This is a genomic window from Thioalkalivibrio sp. HL-Eb18 (genome assembly GCF_000364985.1).
GTDB lineage: Bacteria > Pseudomonadota > Gammaproteobacteria > Ectothiorhodospirales > Ectothiorhodospiraceae > Thioalkalivibrio.
Genome location: NZ_KB822979.1, coordinates 1 through 18136 on the forward strand (window position 1 = coordinate 1; position 18136 = coordinate 18136).

The following is an 18136-nucleotide window of genomic DNA, read 5'->3' on the forward strand; positions in this document are numbered from 1 at the left end:
CCTCACTCTCCGCCAAATCCTGCAAAGGGGTCCGAGTGGCCCCTTTCGCACGTCTGGCCCCCGAGGTATCGGGATTCGAACCCGAGATATAGAAAACGATGGTTCGACGGGTGACGCGCAGCGGCACCCGAACGTCACCGCAGGTGACGGCCCGAAGGGCGAGGCGCAAAGCGCCGCGTAATCCTCACTCTCCGCCAAATCCTGCAAAGGGGTCCGAGTGGCCCCTTTCGCACGTCTGGCCCCCGAGGCTTCGGGGTCCGTCGAAAACGATGGTTCGACGGCCGAAGTCAGAACGCGCCTGCGAGCGATCATCCGGTCCCTCCGTCCGATTCAATGAAGCCGCCGTAAGGGCGGAGTCTCCCGCGTAATGCCTGTCCCCGTTGACCTCCTGGCCTGAAAGCAGGCTGGAAAATGTCACTTTGTGAAACCGGTCCGCAGAAAGACTGGAAAAACTCCTACTTTGGTCTATGTTCCGTTCCGGTCGGCCCTTGTCCGGTTCTGCGGGTGAAGGGCCGCAAATGCGAGCGGGTACAGGGAAGCTTGGGTCGGACAGACCCCAGTACCCCCGGGAACGAACGTTGCGCCGCGACACTGGGGGCGGGCGACGGTGTTCCCGCGATCGTCACGGAACCATGACCTCGGTCCGGATCCGGATAACAAAATCAACAAGACGGTTGCCAGTCCCGCGTTTTCGCTTCCCCCGAAGGAACGGAGGACGACGCGTATGCATCGTAGGAATTTTCTCAAGGCCGGCATGGCGCTTTCGGCCGGAATGGTGGTGCCTGGAGCGGCAGGGTTGCTGGCTTGGTCGCCGCGTGCCCATGCGGCCGAACTGAGTGTGGACCTGACGGCCCGACGCGGTGACGTGACCATGATTGATGGCACGACGGCGCTGATGTTCGGGTTTGTCCAGGGCAGCGGGATCAGCACGCCGGGGCCGACCTTGCTGTGCCAGGAAGGCGACACGATCACGGTTCAACTGAAGAACGAGCTGTCGACGCCCGTGGTGTTCCATGTGGGTGCAACGAACGTTCGCTACCCGGTCAACGCCAACGACGAGATCGAGTTCAGCTTCTCGGCACCGCCGGCCGGCACCTACCTCTATTACGACGACCAGAACAACGGCGTGAATCGCATCATGGGCCTGCACGGGGCGTTGGTGGTGATGCCTGCCGGCGTCAGCGATCGTCCGTTTTCGGGCGGCCCGCAGTTCGTGCGGCAGTACAAGTGGCTGTTCAGTAACGTCGACCCGGCCTGGGGCCAGGCGGTGCGCAACCTGGGCGATTACCACGTGGGCTCGATCAACCCGGAGTCGTTCAACCCGCGCTATTTCATGATCAACGGCAACGCGTACGAGAACACCCACGAGTACAACACCGAACTCATGGGGCAGTACGGCGAGCCCGCCTATGTACGCATGCTCAATGCCGGCGGCATCGTGCATGCGCCGCACTTTCACGGCAATCACGTCGAGATGGTCGTGATTAACTACGAACGCTTCAACGCGCCTTACAAGAACAAGGACGCGGTATCGATGTTCCCGCTTGATGTGCGCGAGGTCGTGTATCCGTTCAAGACACCGCCGGACGCCTATCCCCCGGTCTCCAGTCAGCAAATCCAGCATTTCCCGATGCACTGCCATGTCGAGATGTCGCAGACCGCCGGTGGCGGCCTTTATCCGCACGGGGCTCACGCGCCCATCATCATGGGGCAGACGCCACCGAACGAGCCGGATTTGACCCGCGACGCGAACGATCTGCCCTGAGGGGCGCGTGCGTTGACCAAGAACGGAACAGGGAGTTTGAGAGATGAGCAGAAACCGAGATGGCGGCGGTATGGGTGGTGGCATGGGCGGCTGCGATGCCGGTATTACCGGGAATTGTGGTCTGCATATCGATGCACCAAATACGCCGAATCGAGTAACCCCGGATGTGGAGTTCTTTTTGCAGACGTTCATGCAGGGCAGCCAGGTCATCAATGGTGTCGAGGTCCCGATCTGGGGCTTCAACATGGATGGCATGGGGGGTGGCGGCATGGGCGGTGGAGGAGGTGGCGGCGGTGGCGGCGGCATGGGTGGTGCCATGCCCTCGCCGCCGATCCGGGTGCGTCAGGGCCAGATCGTGCATACGCACCTGAACGCGATGGCGATGATGGCGCCCCATACCATTCATCACCACGGTATCGAGCCGGACACCTTCAACGATGGTGTAGGTCACTACTCGTTCGATGTGCTGGGCGAGTACACCTACCAGTGGCGCGCCTCGCAGGCCGGGACGTACTTCTATCACTGCCACACCAATACGGTGCTGCATGCGGAGATGGGCATGTACGGGGCATTGATCGTCGATCCGCCCAGTGGCCCGGGTACCGTCTATGAGGGTGGGCCCAGCTACACCGTCGAGGCGATCTGGGCCGTGGATGATATCGACATGAACTGGCACTGCCTGCCGTGGGATGCGGCGCTGTGCGGGGGTGACGCCGGGCTGAACGACTTCAATCCGGAGATCTTCTGCATCAATGGTGTTGGCGAGGATCTGTCCGAGACGGATCCCTCGGTGGTGGTCAATGCCTCGCGCGTGGATCGCGTGCTGCTGCGCTACATCATGGCAGGTTACGTGCCACAGCGGGTTCGCTTCCCCGCCGAGTTGGGACCGATCCAGATCGTGGCCGAGGATGGTCGTCCTCTGCCGGAGATCGAAACCATTCCGGCGGGTGGCGAGATCCTGATGACCGCGGCCGAGCGCTATGACCTGATCTTCGAGCCGAAGGAAGCGGGATCTTTCCCGGTGGATATCGATTTCTTCGATTTCCGCGCCGCGGATGGCACGTTGCGGCCGATCGGGCATATCCGCAGCCGGTTCAATATCAGTTAGGGCTGACTGGTTGTCCGCGGGGCCGGGGTGTCACCGGGTCCTGCGGATGCCAGCTGTCAGGAGGAAGGACATGAACAAGTCCAAGGCTTTTGTCGGGGTCGTCGTCATGCTGCTGGGTGTTTCCTGGGGGCTAGTGCAGGCGAACGACGAGGCCGACGCGGCGTTAATGCAGGCGGTCGTCGCGGGCGACCAGGAGAAGGTCTCGCACTGGCTTGGCCAGGGGGCTGACCCCAATGTTGCCCAGCGACCCTGGGAACTCACGCCGTTGCTGGTGGCAGTTGCCGGGGATGTCGAGATCGTGGATCGCCTGATCGAGGCGGGTGCCGATGTGAATGCCCGTGAACGTGAAGGGGTGACGGTGCTGATGAAGGCCGTGCACGGCGGACAGCCGGATGTGGTGGAGCGCCTGTTGCGGGAGGACGACCTGGAGGTCGATGCGGCGGGTCCGCGCGGCACCACTGCCCTGGCTTACGCGACGCTCTACGGGTATCCCACCATGGTGGAGGCCCTGTTGGGCGCGGGTGCCGACCCGCAGCACGTGCGATACAACGGTACCACGCCGGTGTCCCTGGCCGAGCACATGCATGAACTGGCGCTGGCGATGCCGGAAGAAGATGCGGGTGGTCACCACGGCGAGCATGACCATGGGGCGGACGAGGGGCCGCATGATCACTACCGTTCGCGCAACGAGGCGGTGGCCTCGTATGACCGGATCGTGGCGTTACTGGATGCCGCTCCGGCCAGCGAAGACTCGGGCGAGCAGTGCCATCACAACCGCGCAGGTGACCCGGAAGCCTCCGACGCCAGTCAGCGCCCGCCTCACCACCGTCATCACTAATGGTTTTGCTGCATACCCGCACGCACTGGGGTCCTTGGGTGCCCGTGCGTGCTAATCTTGCCTTTAAAGGCCGAGTTATAGTGGCCGGATCGGCCGAAGTGGATTTGCTATGTCTCTGACCCCCTCCGTTTTCTTCAGCTTGCTGTCGGACGACACCCGCTTGCGTTCGATGCTGCTGATTCAAATGGAGTGCGAGCTCTGTGTATGCGAGCTGATGACCGCGCTGGAGATCTCGCAGCCGAAGGTCTCGCGTCATCTGGCCGCGCTGCGTCAGCAGGACGTGGTGACGACCCGACGCGAAAGCAACTGGATCTACTATCGGTTGCACCCGCAATTGCCGGAGTGGGCCCGCGAGGTACTGGCATCGACCGCCGGGGCTTCGCGCGTGGACGGCACGCTGCGCGAGGATCATGCGCGCCTGCAGGCGATGTGGCGTGATGCCGACCTGGATCTTCCGGTTTCCCGGCGCTCGCCGGAGACCTGATCAGCGCTCCTCGGTGGGGGGCATGGCAATACCGGCTTCCCGCAGCCAGTGGCATAGGCGGATCAGCGGCAGACCCACCAGGGCGGTAGGGTCCGAACCCTCCATGCGCTCGAACAGACTGACCCCCAGTCCCTCCGACTTGAAGCTGCCGGCGCAGTCCACGGGATTGTCCAGCGCGACATAGGCTCGAATCTCCGCGTCCGACAGCCGGCGAAAGGTGACGGTGTATTCAACGTCCTCCACCCGTGCCTCGCCGCTGGAGGCATCCAGCAGGCACAGCCCGGTGTGAAAGGTGACCGTGCCGCCGGACAGCGAGGCCAGCTGTTCGCGTGCGCGCTCGGCATTGCCCGGTTTGCCGAGGATACGGCCCCCATGGCTGGCGCTTTGGTCGGAACCAATGATCAATGCGTCCGGGTGGGTGCCGCCGGTGACCGCTCGTGCCTTGGCCTCGGCGAGGCGCCGCACGAGGGCCGCTGCGTCTTCGTCCGGAAGCCGCGTCTCGTCGACCTGCGGCGCGGCCGTCGTGAACGGCAGATGCAGCCGCTGCAATAGCTGGGCGCGATAGGGCGAGGTCGAGGCAAGGACGATCTCGCGCACGGGCTTACCCATCGGGAGAATCGATCTCGATCAGGGCATCGTCCGGATTGGCGGCCGCACCTTTGGCCACGTTCACCGCGCGTACCGTGCCGGCGATGGGTGCGGCGATCTCGGACTCCATCTTCATCGCCTCGAGCACCAGCACCGGCTGGCCGGCCTCCACGGTGTCGCCCTCGGCCACTAGTACGTCGATGACGGTTCCGGGCATGGACGTGGTCACATCGCCCGGGCGGGTGGCGCGGCGGGATTTCTTGCCTGTGCGCGGTGATTCGGCACCACCGCCACCGGCCGTGTCGATCGTGTCCAGCGTCTCGATCAGGACATCTTCCGGCATACCGTCGATGGTGACGTACATCGGCCGCGTATCCTCGCGGTGATGGCCGCTGCCATTCACGCGGATGTGGTACGACTCCCCGTGGAAGGTGACGTTGAACTCCACCGGTGCCGGGCAGCCGGCCTGTGTGTTCTCGGGCAGGTTCAATGGTTCCGGTTCGAGCGTGCCGTTGCGTCGTTGCTCGAGGAAGGACCGGCCGACCTCGGGAAACAGCGCGAAGGTCAGGACGTCTTCGGGCCCCTGGGCCAAATCGCCGATCTCCCGGGTCAGATGGTCCATCTCCGGCTTCAGCAGGTCCGCCGGGCGCACGTCGATGACCTCGGCGTTGCCGATCGCCTTGCGCTGAATGACACGGTTGATGGGCCCCGGTGCACGGCCGTAGTGCCCGGTCAGGTACTGCTTCACCTCGTTGGTGATGGTCTTGTAGCGCTCCCCGGCGAGTACGTTCATCACCGCCTGGGTCCCGACGATCTGCGACGTCGGCGTGACCAGGGGCGGGTAGCCGAGATCCTCGCGCACGCGCGGGATTTCCTCCAGCACGGCATCAAAGCGGTCCAGCGCGTTCTGGTCGCGCAGCTGATTGGCCAGGTTGGAGATCATGCCGCCCGGGACCTGGTTCACCTGCACGCGGGTGTCGACGCCGGTGTATTCGCTCTCGAAACGCTGGTACTTCTTGCGCACCTCGTGGAAATACAGGCCGATTTTCTGCAGGGCCACGAGATCCAGCCCCGTGTCGTGTTCTGTGCTGGACAGGGCCGCGACCAGGCTTTCCGTTGGGGGATGGCTGGTGCCCCCGGCGAAGGCGGAGATCGCCGTCTCGATGTGGCGGCAGCCAGCCTCGATCGCCTGCCAGTGGCACAGCTCGGATAGACCCGAGGTGGCATGGGCATGCAGGTGGATCGGGACATCCAGCGCGTCGACCAGCTCGGTCACCAGTTCGCGGGTGGCGGTGGGGGTCAGCAACCCGGCCATGTCCTTGATGGCAATGCTCTGCGCCCCCATTGCCACCAGCTCGCGGGCGAGGGCGACGAACTGGGCGGCGGAGTGTACCGGTCCGGTGGTGTAGCACAGCGTGCCCTGGGCATGGCCGCCGGCTTTGCGTGTGGCCTCGATCGCGGTGCGCAGGTTCCGTGCATCGTTCATCGCGTCGAAGATGCGGATGATGTCGATGCCGCCGGCCACCGAGCGCTCGACGAAGGCGCGAACGACGTCGTCGGCATAGTGGCGGTAGCCGAGCAGGTTCTGCCCGCGCAGCAGCATCTGCAGCGGGGTATTGGGCAGTGCGCCCTTGAGCTGGTGCAGGCGCTCCCACGGGTCTTCCTTCAGAAAGCGCACGCAGGCGTCGAACGTGGCCCCGCCCCAGGCCTCGAGGGAGTGGAAGCCGATCGCGTCCATCTGCTCGCAGATCGGCAGCATGTCCTCGGTGCGCATGCGCGTGGCGATCAGGCTTTGGTGGCCGTCGCGCAGGGTGACATCCGTAATGTGAACTCGATCCATGGCTAGTCCGGTGGGGCAGTGACTTTCTAGAGCCCGTGGTGGGCGGCGATAGCGGCGGCGATTGCGACGGCCAGCTGGCGGTCGGAGCGCTTGGCCGGAAGATTGGTCAGTTCAGGGTGCTCGGCAATGAAGCCGGTATTGAAATCCGCGCGGCGAAAGTCCGGGTGATTCACGATCGCCAGGTGATACGGGATGGTGGTTTTGACCCCGAATACGCCCATGTCGCGCAGGGCGCGGTTGCTGCGCGTCAGCAGGTCGTCCCATTCCAGCGCCCAGCAGATCAGCTTGGCGCACATCGAATCGTAGTGCGGCGGGATCTCGTAGCCGGTGTAGATCGCGCCGTCGGTGCGCACGCCCGGCCCGCCCGGGGCAAAGTAGCGCGTAATGCGACCAAAGCTCGGCAGAAAGTCATTGGTCGGGTCTTCCGCGTTGATCCGGAACTCCATGGCGAAGCCACGGCGGGAGATCTGCGACTGGTCGTAACGCAGGGGTTCGCCACTGGCGATGCGCAGCTGCTCCTGGACGATGTCCACTCCCGTGATCATCTCGGTAGCTGGATGTTCTACTTGAAGACGCGTGTTCATCTCCATGAAATAAAACGTATCGTCGCCGTCCATCAGGAACTCGACAGTCCCGGCATTCTGGTACCCGACCGTCTGTGCGGCCGTGACGGCCAGCGCGCCCAGGCGCTCGCGTTGTGCCTCGTTCAATTGCGGTGAAGGGGCGATTTCGATCAGTTTCTGATGGCGCCGCTGCACGGAGCAGTCACGCTCGTACAGGTGAACGGCATTGCCATGGGTGTCGGCGAGGATCTGGACCTCGATGTGGCGCGGGTTGACCACGGCCTTTTCCAGGAAGATCTCGGTGCTGCCGAAAGCACGCGTGGCCTCCGAGCGCACGCGGTCGAAGTTGCGCCGCAGGGCGTCCGGGTCTTCGCACAGCCGGATGCCGCGCCCGCCGCCGCCACTGGTGGCCTTGAGCATTACCGGATACCCGATGGCCTCGGCGGCTTCCAGTGCGGCCTCCAGGGTCTCCAGGTTGCCCTCCGATCCGGGGGTGACCGGTACCCCGGCCTCGATCATCGCCTGTCGCGCGGCCACCTTGTCGCCCATGCGGCGGATCACGCTGGCGTCCGGGCCGACCCAGATGAGCCCGCGCGCGGCGCAGGCCGCCGCGAAATCCGCGTTCTCCGAGAGAAAACCGTACCCGGGGTGCACGGCATCACAGCCGGCGGCCCGAGCGACGCTGATCAGCCGGTGGATGCTGAGATACCCACCCATGCTGTCGGGCCCGATCGCATAGGCCTCGTCCGCCTTTTTTACGTGCAGGGCGTGGCGGTCGGCATCGGTATGCACCGCGACCGAGGTAATTCCCATCTCCGCGCAGGCCCGGATCAGGCGCACGGCAATCTCGCCCCGGTTGGCTATGAGCAGCTTGCGGATCAAACGGAAGGTCCCGGGAAGGTCAGTGACAACCCGAGTATCGGCATGCAGTCGAAGGGCTGCAAGTTTCTGTTTCGCTTTGACAGAACAGCCCTCGCGCGCGTATATTCCGCGCCCTTGTATTTGAGTGTTCTATGAGTCGTATTCCCGTATCTCTCGACCCGTGGCAGCCACGAGCCCGGCACCAGGAATTCGAAGGCGATTTGTCTGCGGAGGACCTGCCGCGCCTGCGGGACGAGTCGCTGGCCGAGCACCCGCTGCGAGTCCATGTCCGTTTCGGGCTGGAGCGCGGGGCGCTGGACGAGGTGCGGCTGACCGGTGTGATCACCGGCGAGCTGTGGCAGACCTGCCAGCGCTGCCTGCAGCCGATGGCCTGGGAATTCCGGCTGGAGACCGATGCGGTGATCCTGCCGGCGGGCGGCTCCGTAGAAGGCCTGGGCGCGGACGAGGACATCCTCGAACTCGCGGACGACGGACGGCTGCACCCGGCCGTGTGGGCCGAGGACGAGGTGCTGCTGGCCTGGCCGCTGGTGCCGCGCCACGCGGACTGCGAGCCGGCGGTGGAGCCCGAGTTTGTTCCCGGGCAGCGCGAGGACAACCCGTTTGCGGTGCTCGAGCAGCTAAAGGGCAGTTCGAGCCACGGCAACGATCGGTAGGCCGGGCGGAGCAGGGCGCCGCCCGGCTCGAAACGCTATACTTGCGCCCGTTTTTGATTCGGGCTAACCCCGCACAGGCGGGATTTGATTAATCTGGAGATTCATCATGGCTGTGCAACAACGCCGCAAGACCCGTTCCAAGCGCGATATGCGCCGCTCCCACGACGGGCTGAAGGGCGCGACCCTGTCCACCGATCCGACCACCGGAGAGGTCCATCGCCGGCACCACGTGACCCCGGACGGGTTTTACCGTGGTCGTCAGGTGATCCAGCAGGACGTCGAAGTCGAAGACGACGAAGACTAAGCTCGGCGTGATGACCTTGCTGGGGCCACGGCTGCGGCTGCACCGTGGCCTTTCCGCGTTTAATCGGGCCCGCGCATGAGCCGTGAATTCACCATCGCCCTGGATGTGATGGGCGGCGACCACGGGGCCCCCGTGGTGCTCCCGGCTGCCCGCCGTTCGCTGAAGGTGGCAGACGACTTCCGCTTGCTGCTGGTGGGGGACGAGGCGACGATCGAATCCGGTCTTGCCGAATGGACGGCGACCGAGCGCGACCGCGTGGAAATCGTGCATGCCAGCCAGGTGGTCGGCATGGAGGAGTCGCCGGCCGTCGCCCTGCGCACCAAGCGTGACTCCTCGATGCGGGTGGCCATCGACCAGGTCAAGAAAGGCACGGCCCAGGCCTGCGTGTCGGCCGGTAACACCGGCGGGCTGATGGCCACCGCGCGTTATGTGCTGAAGACCCTGCCGGGGATTGACCGTCCGGCGATCGCGACTGCGCTGCCGTCTTTGTACGGTCATACCCACATGCTGGATCTCGGCGCCAACGTGGACGTCGAGGCGGCACACCTGTACCAGTTCGCGGTCATGGGCTCGGTGCTGGCGAATGCGGTGGACGGGCTCGAGGCCCCCAAGGTGGGGCTGCTCAATATCGGGTCGGAGGCCATCAAGGGTAACGACCGGGTACGCGAGGCGGGCCGCATGCTGGAGGAATCCAGCCTGAACTATGTCGGCTTCGTCGAGGGCAACGACGTCTACTGCAGCGATGTCGACGTGGTGGTCTGCGACGGCTTTGTCGGCAACGTGGCGCTGAAGGTCAGCGAGGGCGTGGCCAAGATGATCTCCACGAACATGAAGGCCGAGTTCCGCGCCTCGCTGTACTCGCGGCTGGCCGGTCTGTTCGCGCTGCCCGTGCTGCGCCGGTTGCGCCACCGCTTTGACCACCGGCGTTACAACGGGGCCTCGCTGCTGGGGTTGCAGGGCGTGGTGATCAAGAGCCACGGCAGTGCCGATGCCCTGGCATTCGAATACGCGATCCGCATTGCCCGGGTCGAGGCCGAGGCCAACATCTCCAGCCGCATCGACAAGCAGCTGGGACAGTTACTGGGGCAGGAGCACGCGCAATGAAGCATGCACGCATCAGCGGGACCGGGAGCTACCTGCCCGAGCGCATCCTGACCAACGCCGATCTCGAGGCCATGGTGGATACATCGGATGCCTGGATCCAGGAGCGCACCGGGATTCGCGAGCGCCACATCGTGGCCGAGAATCAGGTGACCTCCGACCTGGCGCTGAAGGCCGCCGAACGCGCGCTGGACGCCGCGGGCATCCGCCCCGCCGACCTGGACCTGATCATCGTCGCCACCACGACCCCGGACCAGATCTTTCCCAGTACCGCGTGCATCCTGCAGGCCAAGCTGGGGATTGGCGGCTGCCCGGCCTTCGACGTGCAGGCGGTGTGTTCCGGTTTTGTCTATGCACTCGCCACGGCCGATCGCTTCATGCAGAGCGACGAGATCCGGCATGTGCTGGTCGTCGGGGCCGAGACGCTCTCGCGCATCACCGACTACACCGACCGCGGCAACTGCATCCTGTGGGGCGATGGTGCCGGCGCGGTGGTGCTGTCGCGCTCGCCGGACCCGGGCATCATCTCGACCCACCTGCACGCGGATGGCCACCACAAGGGCCTGCTGGAGGTCCCGGGCGGGGTCTCGCAGCCCGGCGACAACCCGGATCTCGAGTTCATCCGCATGGAGGGCCGCGCGGTCTTCCGCGTTGCCGTCAATACGCTGGATCAGATCGTCGACGAGACGCTGGAGTACAACGGGATCGACAAGTCCGAGCTGGACTGGCTGGTCCCGCACCAGGCCAACATCCGCATTATCCAGGCCACCGCCAAGAAGCTGAACATGTCCATGGACAACGTCGTGGTCACGGTCGACCGGCACGGCAACACCTCCGCCGCGTCCATCCCGCTGGCGCTGGATACCGCCGTGCGCGACGGGCGTATCAAGAAGGGCGACCTGATTCTGACCGAGGCCTTTGGCGGCGGCTTTACCTGGGGCTCCGCGCTGATCCGCATGTAGCGCGCGCCACTTCGCGATTCCATTCCTGTGGGAGCCTGCTAGCAGGCGAAGCCCCTGCCAAAGCCTGATACGAAGCGGTTCGCCGAAAGACGGGAGTCGACGACATGGGTCGCGAGATCGAACGCAAGTTTCTGCTGGCCAGTGATGCCTGGCGCCGCCACGTGGCGCGCTCGCAGCGCATGCGCCAGGGCTATCTGTGCGGCAACGACCGCGCCTCGATCCGCGTACGCGTGGACGAGGAGGGCGCGAACCTGAACATCAAGAGCGCGACCCTCGGTGTCGAACGCGACGAGTACCAGTACGCGATCCCGGTCGAAGAGGCGCACCGCCTGCTCGACACCCTCGCCGGCCCGCAGGTCGAGAAGACACGCTACTGGGTGGACGTCGACGGCTGGGAATACGAGATCGACGTGTTCGAGGGCGCCAATACCGGCCTGATCGTGGCCGAGCTGGAACTACCCGCAAGCGATGCCGAGTTCCCGCGGCCCGAGTGGCTGGGCGAGGAGGTCTCGCACGACCCGCGCTACTACAACACCGAGCTGGCCCGGAATCCCTACCGCGACTGGCCCGATGCAAGCTGAGTCGTTTCCGGTGTTCGATCCGCACTGCCGGCGCTGTCCGCGCCTGGCGGGCTTCCTGGACGACGTGCGGGCGAAGCACCCGGACTACCACGCCGCGCCCGTGGCATCGTTTGGGCCACTGGATGCGCGGCTGCTGATCGTCGGGCTGGCCCCCGGGATGCACGGGGCCAACGCCACGGGGCGCCCCTTCACCGGGGACTACGCCGGGGTGCTGCTCTACGAGACCCTGCACCAGTACGGCTTTGCGACCGCACCCGAGAGCGTGAGTGCGGACGACGGGCTGCAACTGCTGGACTGCCGGATCACCAATGCGGTCAATTGCCTGCCGCCGCAGAACAAGCCGACCACCGAGGAAATCCGCACCTGTAACGGCTTCCTCGCATCCGAGATGGATGCGGTGCAGCCCCAAGTGATCCTGGCGCTCGGCAAGATCGCCCATGACGCGGTGCTGCGGGCCCGGGGTCTGCCGCTCTCCAGCCTGCGTTTTGCCCACGGCGCCGAGCATGCGCTGGACGGCATGCGGCTGATCGATTCCTACCACTGCTCGCGCTACAACACCCAGACCCGCCGCCTCACCCCGGCCATGTTCGGCGAACTCTTCGCCCGCATTCGTACCTACCTCGAGTAGAAAAGCCGTTTGGTCCGGCTGCCCGTGATGGCGTGGAGCCCAAAGGTGTCGAGGTGCCGACGTGCGAAGGGCGTTGAACGTCCTCTGCTGACATCTCTCACGCCCGGTTGCCCTGCAGGTTTGGCCGACTTCCTTGGCTGTTCCGGTATCCTGAAGCTGTCATGAGTGCCTCCGACACCAGTTTCGATTCCAAGGCCTTCCTGAAGACGCTGACGCAGTCGCCCGGTGTCTATCAGATGCTGGATGCCAGCGGCGGCGTGCTGTACGTCGGCAAGGCACGCAATCTCAGGAGTCGTGTGGCCAGCTACTTTCGCGGTTCGGACGATCGTGGGCCGCGCATTCGCTCGATGGTGCGTCAGATCGCGGACATCCGAGTCGCGGTCACGCATACCGAGGCCGAGGCCCTGCTGCTCGAGGCCAACCTGATCAAGCGCCACCGGCCGCGCTACAACGTATTGCTGCGGGACGACAAGAGCTACCCCTACATCTTCGTGTCCAGTCAGGAGTACCCGCGCCTGGGTTTTCACCGGGGCGCGAAAAAGAAGGGGGTGCGCTATTTCGGCCCGTACCCGTCCGCCGGGGCCGTGCGCGAGAGCCTGGCGCTGCTGCAGAAGCTGTTTCAGGTCCGTCAGTGCGAGGACAGCGTGTTCGCGCACCGCTCCCGGCCTTGTCTGCAGTATCAGATCGGACGTTGTACGGCGCCCTGCGTGGGCTATATCACGCCCGAGGAGTACGCCCGCGACGTCGAGTCCTCCGTGCAGTTCCTGCAGGGCAAGAGCGAGGTGGTGATCGCCGATCTGATGCAGCGTATGGAGGCAGCCTCCGAACGTCTCGACTTCGAGCATGCAGCCCGGCTGCGGGACCAGATTGCGCGGCTGCGCCAGATCTCCGAGCAGCAGTTTGTCTCCGGCGGCGAGGGCGATGCCGACGTGATTGCGCTGGCGCAGGAGGCGGGCGCGGTGGCCGTGGAGATCTTCTTCGTGCGCGGCGGGCAGAACTTGGGCAACCGCGAGCTGTTCCCGAACGTGCCGGAGGCCACTGACACCGGCGAGATCATGGCGGCAGTGCTGGCGCAGTACTACGCTGAACGCGAACCCCCGGCGCGCGTGTTGCTGTCGCACGAGCCGGAAGGCGCGCCGGCGCTGGAGGCCTTCCTGTCGGAGCGGCGCAACGGCCGCAAGGTCCAGCTCGCCTGGTCGCTGCGCGGCGACCGGGCGCGCTGGCTGGACATGGCGCGGCGCAATGCCGAACTGGCGCTGAAGACCCGCATTGCCAGTCAGGCCGGGCAGACCGCGCGCCTGGACGCGCTCACCGCCGAACTGAACCTGGAGAGTCCGCCCAAGCGCATGGAATGCTTTGATATCTCGCACACCGGGGGCGAACGCACGGTGGCCTCCTGCGTGGTGTTCGGGCCTGACGGGCCGATCAAATCCGACTATCGGCGGTTCAATATCGACGGCATCGAGCCCGGCGACGATTACGCCGCAATGCATCAGGCGCTGAGCCGGCGCTTCGCCCGCCTGAAGAAGGGGGAAGGTCAGGAGCCGGACATCCTGTTCATCGATGGTGGCAAGGGGCAGGTCACGCAGGCGCTCAATGTGCTGGCGGACCTCGGGCTCGATCACATCCGCGTGATCGGCGTCGCCAAGGGCGAGGAACGCCGGCCGGGTATGGAAACTCTGATATTGAGCGGGGTCGAGGCCCCCTCTATACTCCCGGCGCACTCGGGTGCCCTGCACCTGATCCAGCAGATCCGCGACGAGGCCCATCGATTCGCGATCACCGGGCACCGTGCGCGCCGGGCCAAAGCGCGCAAGGAATCGACCCTGGAGTCGATCCCGGGGCTGGGGCCGAAGCGCCGCAGTGCGTTGCTGCGCCACTTCGGGGGGCTGCGCGGGGTGGCCCGGGCCGGCGTCGACGAGCTGACCAAGGTGCCGGGTATCCACCGGCGGCTCGCGCAGGCGATTTACGACCAGTTTCACTAGGGAAACACTGATTAATGTACACACTCGTGTTGGCACCCCAGGTTTTCCGAGACAAGGCGCGGTGCGCAGCCGGTAGTGGTTCTACCGGCAAGTGCCGCAACGCCGGATCGGGGAACCTGGGGTGCCAACCCCGAAGGGGCTCGGCCTCCCGTTGTTATCAAAAACGGGCGTGGGAACGGCGTTGCGGTTCCCTTGTGCAGAATGACTGCACGGCAGTCACCGCGCCTTGTTCGCACGCAAAAGCGACTCGAGCACGAGCGTGTACATTAATCAGTGTTTCCCTGGGGCTGACCAGCAGATGATCCGTGAACTCCCCAACTGGCTGACCTGGTCGCGGATCGTGATGATCCCGCTGCTGATCGTCGTGTTCTATGCCCTGCCGATGCCTACGGCCGGCATCGTGGCCGCCATTGTCTTTGCGCTCGCCGCGATCACCGACTGGGCGGACGGCTACCTGGCCCGGCGCTGGGAGGTGACCACCCGCTTTGGGGCCTTCCTCGATCCCGTGGCGGACAAGCTGATTGTGGCCGCCGCGCTGGTCCTGGTTGTGGATCACAACCCGGGTGTGGGTCTGGCACTGGCGGCCGTCGTGATCATCGGGCGCGAGATCGCGATCTCGGCCCTGCGCGAATGGATGGCCGAGGTGGGCGCCAGCGCGAAGGTGGCCGTATCCTGGGTCGGCAAGGTCAAGACCACCGCCCAGATGGTGGCAATCTTCCTGCTGCTGTGGGCGGAGCCGGTCGCCGGGTTGCCGATTTTCGCGATCGGTGAATGGCTGCTGTATCTGGCGGCCGTCCTGACGCTGGTCTCGATGGTGCAGTACATGCTGGCGGCCGCGCGCGGGCGCTGATCGGCCGCACGGAAACGCCGGTGGGGTATTGACGTTCACCCCCGGTGCGGTAGAATACGCGCCGTTAACGAAGAGCGGGAATAGCTCAGCTGGTAGAGCACAACCTTGCCAAGGTTGGGGTCGCGAGTTCGAATCTCGTTTCCCGCTCCAACAGATTCGTGAAACCCCGGTTCGGCCGGGGTTTTCTGTTTCGGCTGCCGCCTGTCGCATCACGCGGGCATCATGCGGGCCGGGACCCACCCGATACAGGCTGGGTGGCAGAGTGGTTATGCAGCGGACTGCAAATCCGTGTACGCCGGTTCGATTCCGACCCCAGCCTCCATCATCGTGCTTCACGCCAGGGCCGCCTTCGGGCGGCCTTTTCTTTTGTCGGTCTGTCGTGCGAGCGCGGATTGAATCCAGTATGGAATTTCTCGTCCCAAGACGGGTTACAGGGTCTATGCTCTTAACTCGATAACCACAACAAGACGAGGACGCGAGATGCTGATTATTGGCCTGATTATCGTCGTGGCGGCGCTGGTGTTCGCCACCGTGAAGCTGCGAGTCCACCCCTTCCTTGCCCTGTTGCTGGCGGCCTTTGTGATGGCGCTGATCGGGGGTATTGCCCCGAAAGAGGCGATCAGCGTCATCAACGACGGTTTTGGCGGGACGCTGGGCTATATCGGGATCGTGATCGCGCTGGGCACGATCATCGGGGTGATCCTGGATCGCACCGGGGCGGCGATCGTGATGGCGGAGGCAATCATCCGCGCGTTGTCGGATCGATTCCCGAACCTCACGGCCACAATCATCGGCTACATCGTGTCGATCCCGGTGTTCTGCGACTCGGGCTACGTGATCCTGAACTCCCTGAAGAACGCGCTGGCGAAGAAGGCCGGCGTGTCCATGGTGGCGATGAGTGTCGCGCTGGCGACGGGCCTGTTCGCCACGCACAACTTTGTTCCGCCGACGCCGGGCCCGATCGCCGCAGCCAGCAACATCGGGATTGCCGATGCGCTGGGGCTGGTGATCCTGTTCGGTCTCGTGGTGGCCGCCGTGGCGGCCGCGGTTGGCTGGCTCTGGGCCAGCCGCTATACCCACGCGAACGACGACGAGCTGCTGGAGCCGGACCCGATCGAGGAGGCGACCGGTCAGGAGGTGAAGAAGCCGGAGCCCGACCTGGCCAATCCGCCCACGACCCTGGCCGCGTTCATGCCGATCCTGGCACCGATCATCCTGATCTCCATCGGCTCGATCGCGTCCCTGGCCACTCGAGAAGTCGATCCCGGCACATTCGCGGCGGCACTGATCTTCCTCGGCCAGCCGGTCGTCGCGCTGGCCATTGGCGTGGTGTTCGCCCTGCTGCTGGTCAAGGGCGGCGACAAGCGCGGGCGTTTCCACCAGATGACGGTCGATGCGGTTCTGCTCGCGGCCCCGATCCTGTTGATCACCGGGGCGGGCGGCGCGTTTGGCTCGGTTCTGCAGGAAACGCCGATCGGTGACCAGCTCGGCGACATGCTGACCGGGCTGGGCCTGGGCCTGCTGGTGCCGTTCCTGCTGGCGGCTGCGCTCAAGTCGGCGCAGGGTTCGTCGACGGTGGCACTGGTGGCCGCTTCCAGTATGGTGGCGCCGCTGCTGCCCGCGCTGGGCCTGGATTCCGACATGGGCATGGTGCTGGCCGTGATGGCCGTGGGTGCGGGCGCGATGACCGTCTCGCATGCCAACGACAGCTTCTTCTGGGTGGTGACCCAGTTCAGCCGCATGAAGGTGTCGACCGCCTACAAGGCCTATACGACCGCCACGCTGTTGCAGGGTGTGAGCGCGATGATCGTGATCTACCTGCTGGGGCTTGTCTTTGTCTGAGCTGAGGCGGGTCGTGCTGTGTCCGGACAGCTTCAAGGGCAGTCTGGATGCGGAGGATGTGGCCCAGGCGATGGCTCGCGGCGTGCACGCCGCGAGTCCATCGACCCGTATCCGGGCCCTGCCGATGGCGGATGGTGGAGAAGGGACGGCGAAGCTGGTCAGCCACACGCTGGGATGGGCCTGGCACCTCTCCGATGTGCGCGATCCGCGCGGGCAGCATGTCTCGGCGGGCTGGGGCTGTGATGATGTCACTCAGCGTGCAGTGATCGATGTGGCCTCCGCCTGCGGGCTGGGTCTGGTACCCGAGGCCGAGCGTGATCCGTGGAAGCTCGATACCCGTGGCGTGGGGCATCTGATCCTGGCAGCACTGGATGCGGGCGCCCGGCATGTACTGATCGGCCTTGGAGGCAGCGGCACCGTGGATGGCGGGGCCGGTATGCTGCATGCGCTGGGGGTGCGCTTCCGGGACCGTGAAGGGTGCGAACTGGAGCCCGTGCCCGAGCGGCTTGAGCACCTCGAGAGTGCTGACTTCTCCGAACTGGAGCCGCGGTTATCGGGGCTGCGTATCACGGTGCTCAACGATGTCGACAATCCGTTGACCGGTGCCCGGGGTGCTGCGGCCGTGTTCGGGCCACAAAAAGGCGTCGCCGTGTCCGATGTCCGGCGCATGGATGCGTATATGGCACGTCTGGAACGGGCGATCGACGCGGCGGGGGAGCTGCGCCGTCCAGGGGCCATGCCCGGGGCGGGTGCTGCCGGTGGCCTGGGTTTTGCGCTGGCATGTGTCCTGCGCGGGCAGTCGCGCATGGGGGCGGTGTATCTGGCGGATCTGATTGATCTCGATGCGGCGATCGCCGGGAGCGACCTGGTGATTACGGGCGAGGGACAGGTCGACGGCCAGACTGCCCATGGCAAGGTCGTGGCCGAGGTGGTCCGCAGGGCACGGCGCTGTTGTGTGCCGGTCGTCGCGGTGGCCGGGGCCATTGACGCGACCTCGGAGGAACTCGAGGCGGTGGGGCTCACGGATGCCCGCGCCCTTTGCGATGGCACGATCACGCTGGAGCAGGCGATGAACGAGCCCGGTCGCTGGATCATGGAGCGTACGCGCGCACTGGTGGCGGCGCGAGGGGCTCAATCGGGCTAACGAACGGATAACAAGGGC

General features: G+C 65.3%; 17 protein-coding genes and 2 tRNA genes. 16 read left to right on the forward strand and 3 right to left on the reverse strand.

Going from position 1 to position 18136, the window contains the following annotated elements; all coding sequences use genetic code 11:
* Window positions 1–754: 754 nt before the first annotated feature.
* From F813_RS0112605 to F813_RS0112620, 4 genes are all read left to right on the forward strand, one after another.
* A complete protein-coding gene (locus tag F813_RS0112605; RefSeq protein ID WP_026148287.1) occupies window positions 755–1765 on the forward strand; it encodes a multicopper oxidase domain-containing protein in 1011 nt (336 codons plus the stop codon).
* A gap of 43 nt (window positions 1766–1808) precedes the next feature.
* Window positions 1809–2873, forward strand: coding sequence for a multicopper oxidase domain-containing protein (locus tag F813_RS0112610; protein ID WP_012982988.1), 1065 nt, complete (start codon window positions 1809–1811; stop codon window positions 2871–2873).
* Window positions 2874–2943: 70 nt separating this feature from the next.
* Window positions 2944–3711: an ankyrin repeat domain-containing protein gene (locus tag F813_RS0112615; RefSeq protein ID WP_012982987.1), complete on the forward strand. Its 768-nt coding sequence runs from the start codon at window positions 2944–2946 to the stop codon at window positions 3709–3711.
* 109 nt (window positions 3712–3820) lie between these two features.
* Window positions 3821–4195 carry a metalloregulator ArsR/SmtB family transcription factor gene (locus tag F813_RS0112620; protein ID WP_012982986.1) on the forward strand — a complete coding sequence of 125 codons (375 nt, stop codon included), beginning with the start codon at window positions 3821–3823 and terminating at the stop codon, window positions 4193–4195.
* Here F813_RS0112620 and F813_RS0112625 read toward each other — a convergent pair whose 3' ends face one another.
* From F813_RS0112625 to F813_RS0112635, 3 genes are read right to left on the reverse strand one after another with little or no spacing between them, the layout of a single operon-like run.
* Entirely contained in the window at window positions 4196–4792 is a 597-nt protein-coding gene (locus F813_RS0112625) for a nucleoside triphosphate pyrophosphatase (protein WP_026148288.1), read from the reverse strand.
* A gap of 4 nt (window positions 4793–4796) precedes the next feature.
* Complete coding sequence (gene oadA / locus F813_RS0112630) at window positions 4797–6623, reverse strand: sodium-extruding oxaloacetate decarboxylase subunit alpha (protein ID WP_012982984.1); 1827 nt, start codon at window positions 6621–6623, stop codon at window positions 4797–4799.
* A 26-nt stretch (window positions 6624–6649) separates the two neighbouring features.
* Entirely contained in the window at window positions 6650–8068 is a 1419-nt protein-coding gene (locus F813_RS0112635) for an acetyl-CoA carboxylase biotin carboxylase subunit (protein ID WP_012982983.1), read from the reverse strand.
* A 131-nt stretch (window positions 8069–8199) separates the two neighbouring features.
* Here F813_RS0112635 and F813_RS0112640 point away from each other — a divergent pair, with 131 nt between their 5' ends.
* The 12 genes from F813_RS0112640 to F813_RS0112695 all read left to right on the forward strand — a co-directional run bounded on the left by F813_RS0112640 (window position 8200) and on the right by F813_RS0112695 (window position 18118).
* Window positions 8200–8721: a DUF177 domain-containing protein gene (locus F813_RS0112640; protein ID WP_012982982.1), complete on the forward strand. Its 522-nt coding sequence runs from the start codon at window positions 8200–8202 to the stop codon at window positions 8719–8721.
* Between the two features lie 106 nt (window positions 8722–8827).
* Complete coding sequence (rpmF, locus tag F813_RS0112645; RefSeq protein WP_012982981.1) at window positions 8828–9025, forward strand: 50S ribosomal protein L32; 198 nt, start codon at window positions 8828–8830, stop codon at window positions 9023–9025.
* A gap of 75 nt (window positions 9026–9100) precedes the next feature.
* Window positions 9101–10129, forward strand: a complete 1029-nt coding sequence (gene plsX / locus F813_RS0112650) for a phosphate acyltransferase PlsX (RefSeq protein ID WP_012982980.1) — start codon at window positions 9101–9103, stop codon at window positions 10127–10129.
* Window positions 10126–11088 (forward strand): beta-ketoacyl-ACP synthase III, encoded by a 963-nt coding sequence (locus F813_RS0112655; protein ID WP_012982979.1) that lies wholly within the window; start codon window positions 10126–10128, stop codon window positions 11086–11088. Before plsX ends, F813_RS0112655 begins: the two co-directional genes overlap by 4 nt.
* Before the next feature lie 104 nt (window positions 11089–11192).
* A complete protein-coding gene (locus tag F813_RS0112660) occupies window positions 11193–11669 on the forward strand; it encodes a CYTH domain-containing protein (protein WP_017926840.1) in 477 nt (158 codons plus the stop codon).
* A complete protein-coding gene (locus F813_RS0112665) occupies window positions 11659–12297 on the forward strand; it encodes a uracil-DNA glycosylase (protein ID WP_017926841.1) in 639 nt (212 codons plus the stop codon). The genes F813_RS0112660 and F813_RS0112665 overlap by 11 nt, the downstream gene beginning before the upstream one ends.
* Before the next feature lie 161 nt (window positions 12298–12458).
* On the forward strand, window positions 12459–14282 hold the full coding sequence (gene uvrC, locus F813_RS0112670) for an excinuclease ABC subunit UvrC (RefSeq protein WP_017926842.1): 1824 nt from the start codon (window positions 12459–12461) through the stop codon (window positions 14280–14282).
* Window positions 14283–14580: 298 nt separating this feature from the next.
* Window positions 14581–15132 (forward strand): CDP-diacylglycerol--glycerol-3-phosphate 3-phosphatidyltransferase, encoded by a 552-nt coding sequence (gene pgsA / locus F813_RS0112675; RefSeq protein ID WP_017926843.1) that lies wholly within the window; start codon window positions 14581–14583, stop codon window positions 15130–15132.
* Between the two features lie 74 nt (window positions 15133–15206).
* A tRNA-Gly gene (locus F813_RS0112680) sits at window positions 15207–15282 on the forward strand.
* 98 nt (window positions 15283–15380) lie between these two features.
* Window positions 15381–15454: transfer RNA gene (locus tag F813_RS0112685), tRNA-Cys, on the forward strand.
* Between the two features lie 158 nt (window positions 15455–15612).
* Window positions 15613–16974 (forward strand): GntP family permease, encoded by a 1362-nt coding sequence (locus F813_RS0112690; protein ID WP_017926844.1) that lies wholly within the window; start codon window positions 15613–15615, stop codon window positions 16972–16974.
* A 13-nt stretch (window positions 16975–16987) separates the two neighbouring features.
* Window positions 16988–18118 (forward strand): glycerate kinase, encoded by a 1131-nt coding sequence (locus F813_RS0112695; RefSeq protein ID WP_017926845.1) that lies wholly within the window; start codon window positions 16988–16990, stop codon window positions 18116–18118.
* Window positions 18119–18136: the final 18 nt, after the last annotated feature.

Excerpts from the sequence above, each read along its gene's own strand:
- F813_RS0112605 (WP_026148287.1), top strand. The coding sequence starts at position 755 with ATGGCGCTTTCGGCCGGAATGGTGGTGCCTGGAGCGGCAGGGTTGCTG.
- F813_RS0112610 (WP_012982988.1), top strand. The coding sequence starts at position 1,809 with ATGAGCAGAAACCGAGATGGCGGCGGTATGGGTGGTGGCATGGGCGGC.
- F813_RS0112615 (WP_012982987.1), top strand. The coding sequence starts at position 2,944 with ATGAACAAGTCCAAGGCTTTTGTCGGGGTCGTCGTCATGCTGCTGGGT.
- F813_RS0112620 (WP_012982986.1), top strand. The coding sequence starts at position 3,821 with ATGTCTCTGACCCCCTCCGTTTTCTTCAGCTTGCTGTCGGACGACACC.
- oadA (WP_012982984.1), bottom strand. The coding sequence starts at position 6,623 with ATGGATCGAGTTCACATTACGGATGTCACCCTGCGCGACGGCCACCAA.
- F813_RS0112640 (WP_012982982.1), top strand. The coding sequence starts at position 8,200 with ATGAGTCGTATTCCCGTATCTCTCGACCCGTGGCAGCCACGAGCCCGG.
- rpmF (WP_012982981.1), top strand. The coding sequence starts at position 8,828 with ATGGCTGTGCAACAACGCCGCAAGACCCGTTCCAAGCGCGATATGCGC.
- plsX (WP_012982980.1), top strand. The coding sequence starts at position 9,101 with ATGAGCCGTGAATTCACCATCGCCCTGGATGTGATGGGCGGCGACCAC.
- F813_RS0112655 (WP_012982979.1), top strand. The coding sequence starts at position 10,126 with ATGAAGCATGCACGCATCAGCGGGACCGGGAGCTACCTGCCCGAGCGC.
- F813_RS0112660 (WP_017926840.1), top strand. The coding sequence starts at position 11,193 with ATGGGTCGCGAGATCGAACGCAAGTTTCTGCTGGCCAGTGATGCCTGG.
- F813_RS0112665 (WP_017926841.1), top strand. The coding sequence starts at position 11,659 with ATGCAAGCTGAGTCGTTTCCGGTGTTCGATCCGCACTGCCGGCGCTGT.
- uvrC (WP_017926842.1), top strand. The coding sequence starts at position 12,459 with ATGAGTGCCTCCGACACCAGTTTCGATTCCAAGGCCTTCCTGAAGACG.
- pgsA (WP_017926843.1), top strand. The coding sequence starts at position 14,581 with ATGATCCGTGAACTCCCCAACTGGCTGACCTGGTCGCGGATCGTGATG.
- F813_RS0112690 (WP_017926844.1), top strand. The coding sequence starts at position 15,613 with ATGCTGATTATTGGCCTGATTATCGTCGTGGCGGCGCTGGTGTTCGCC.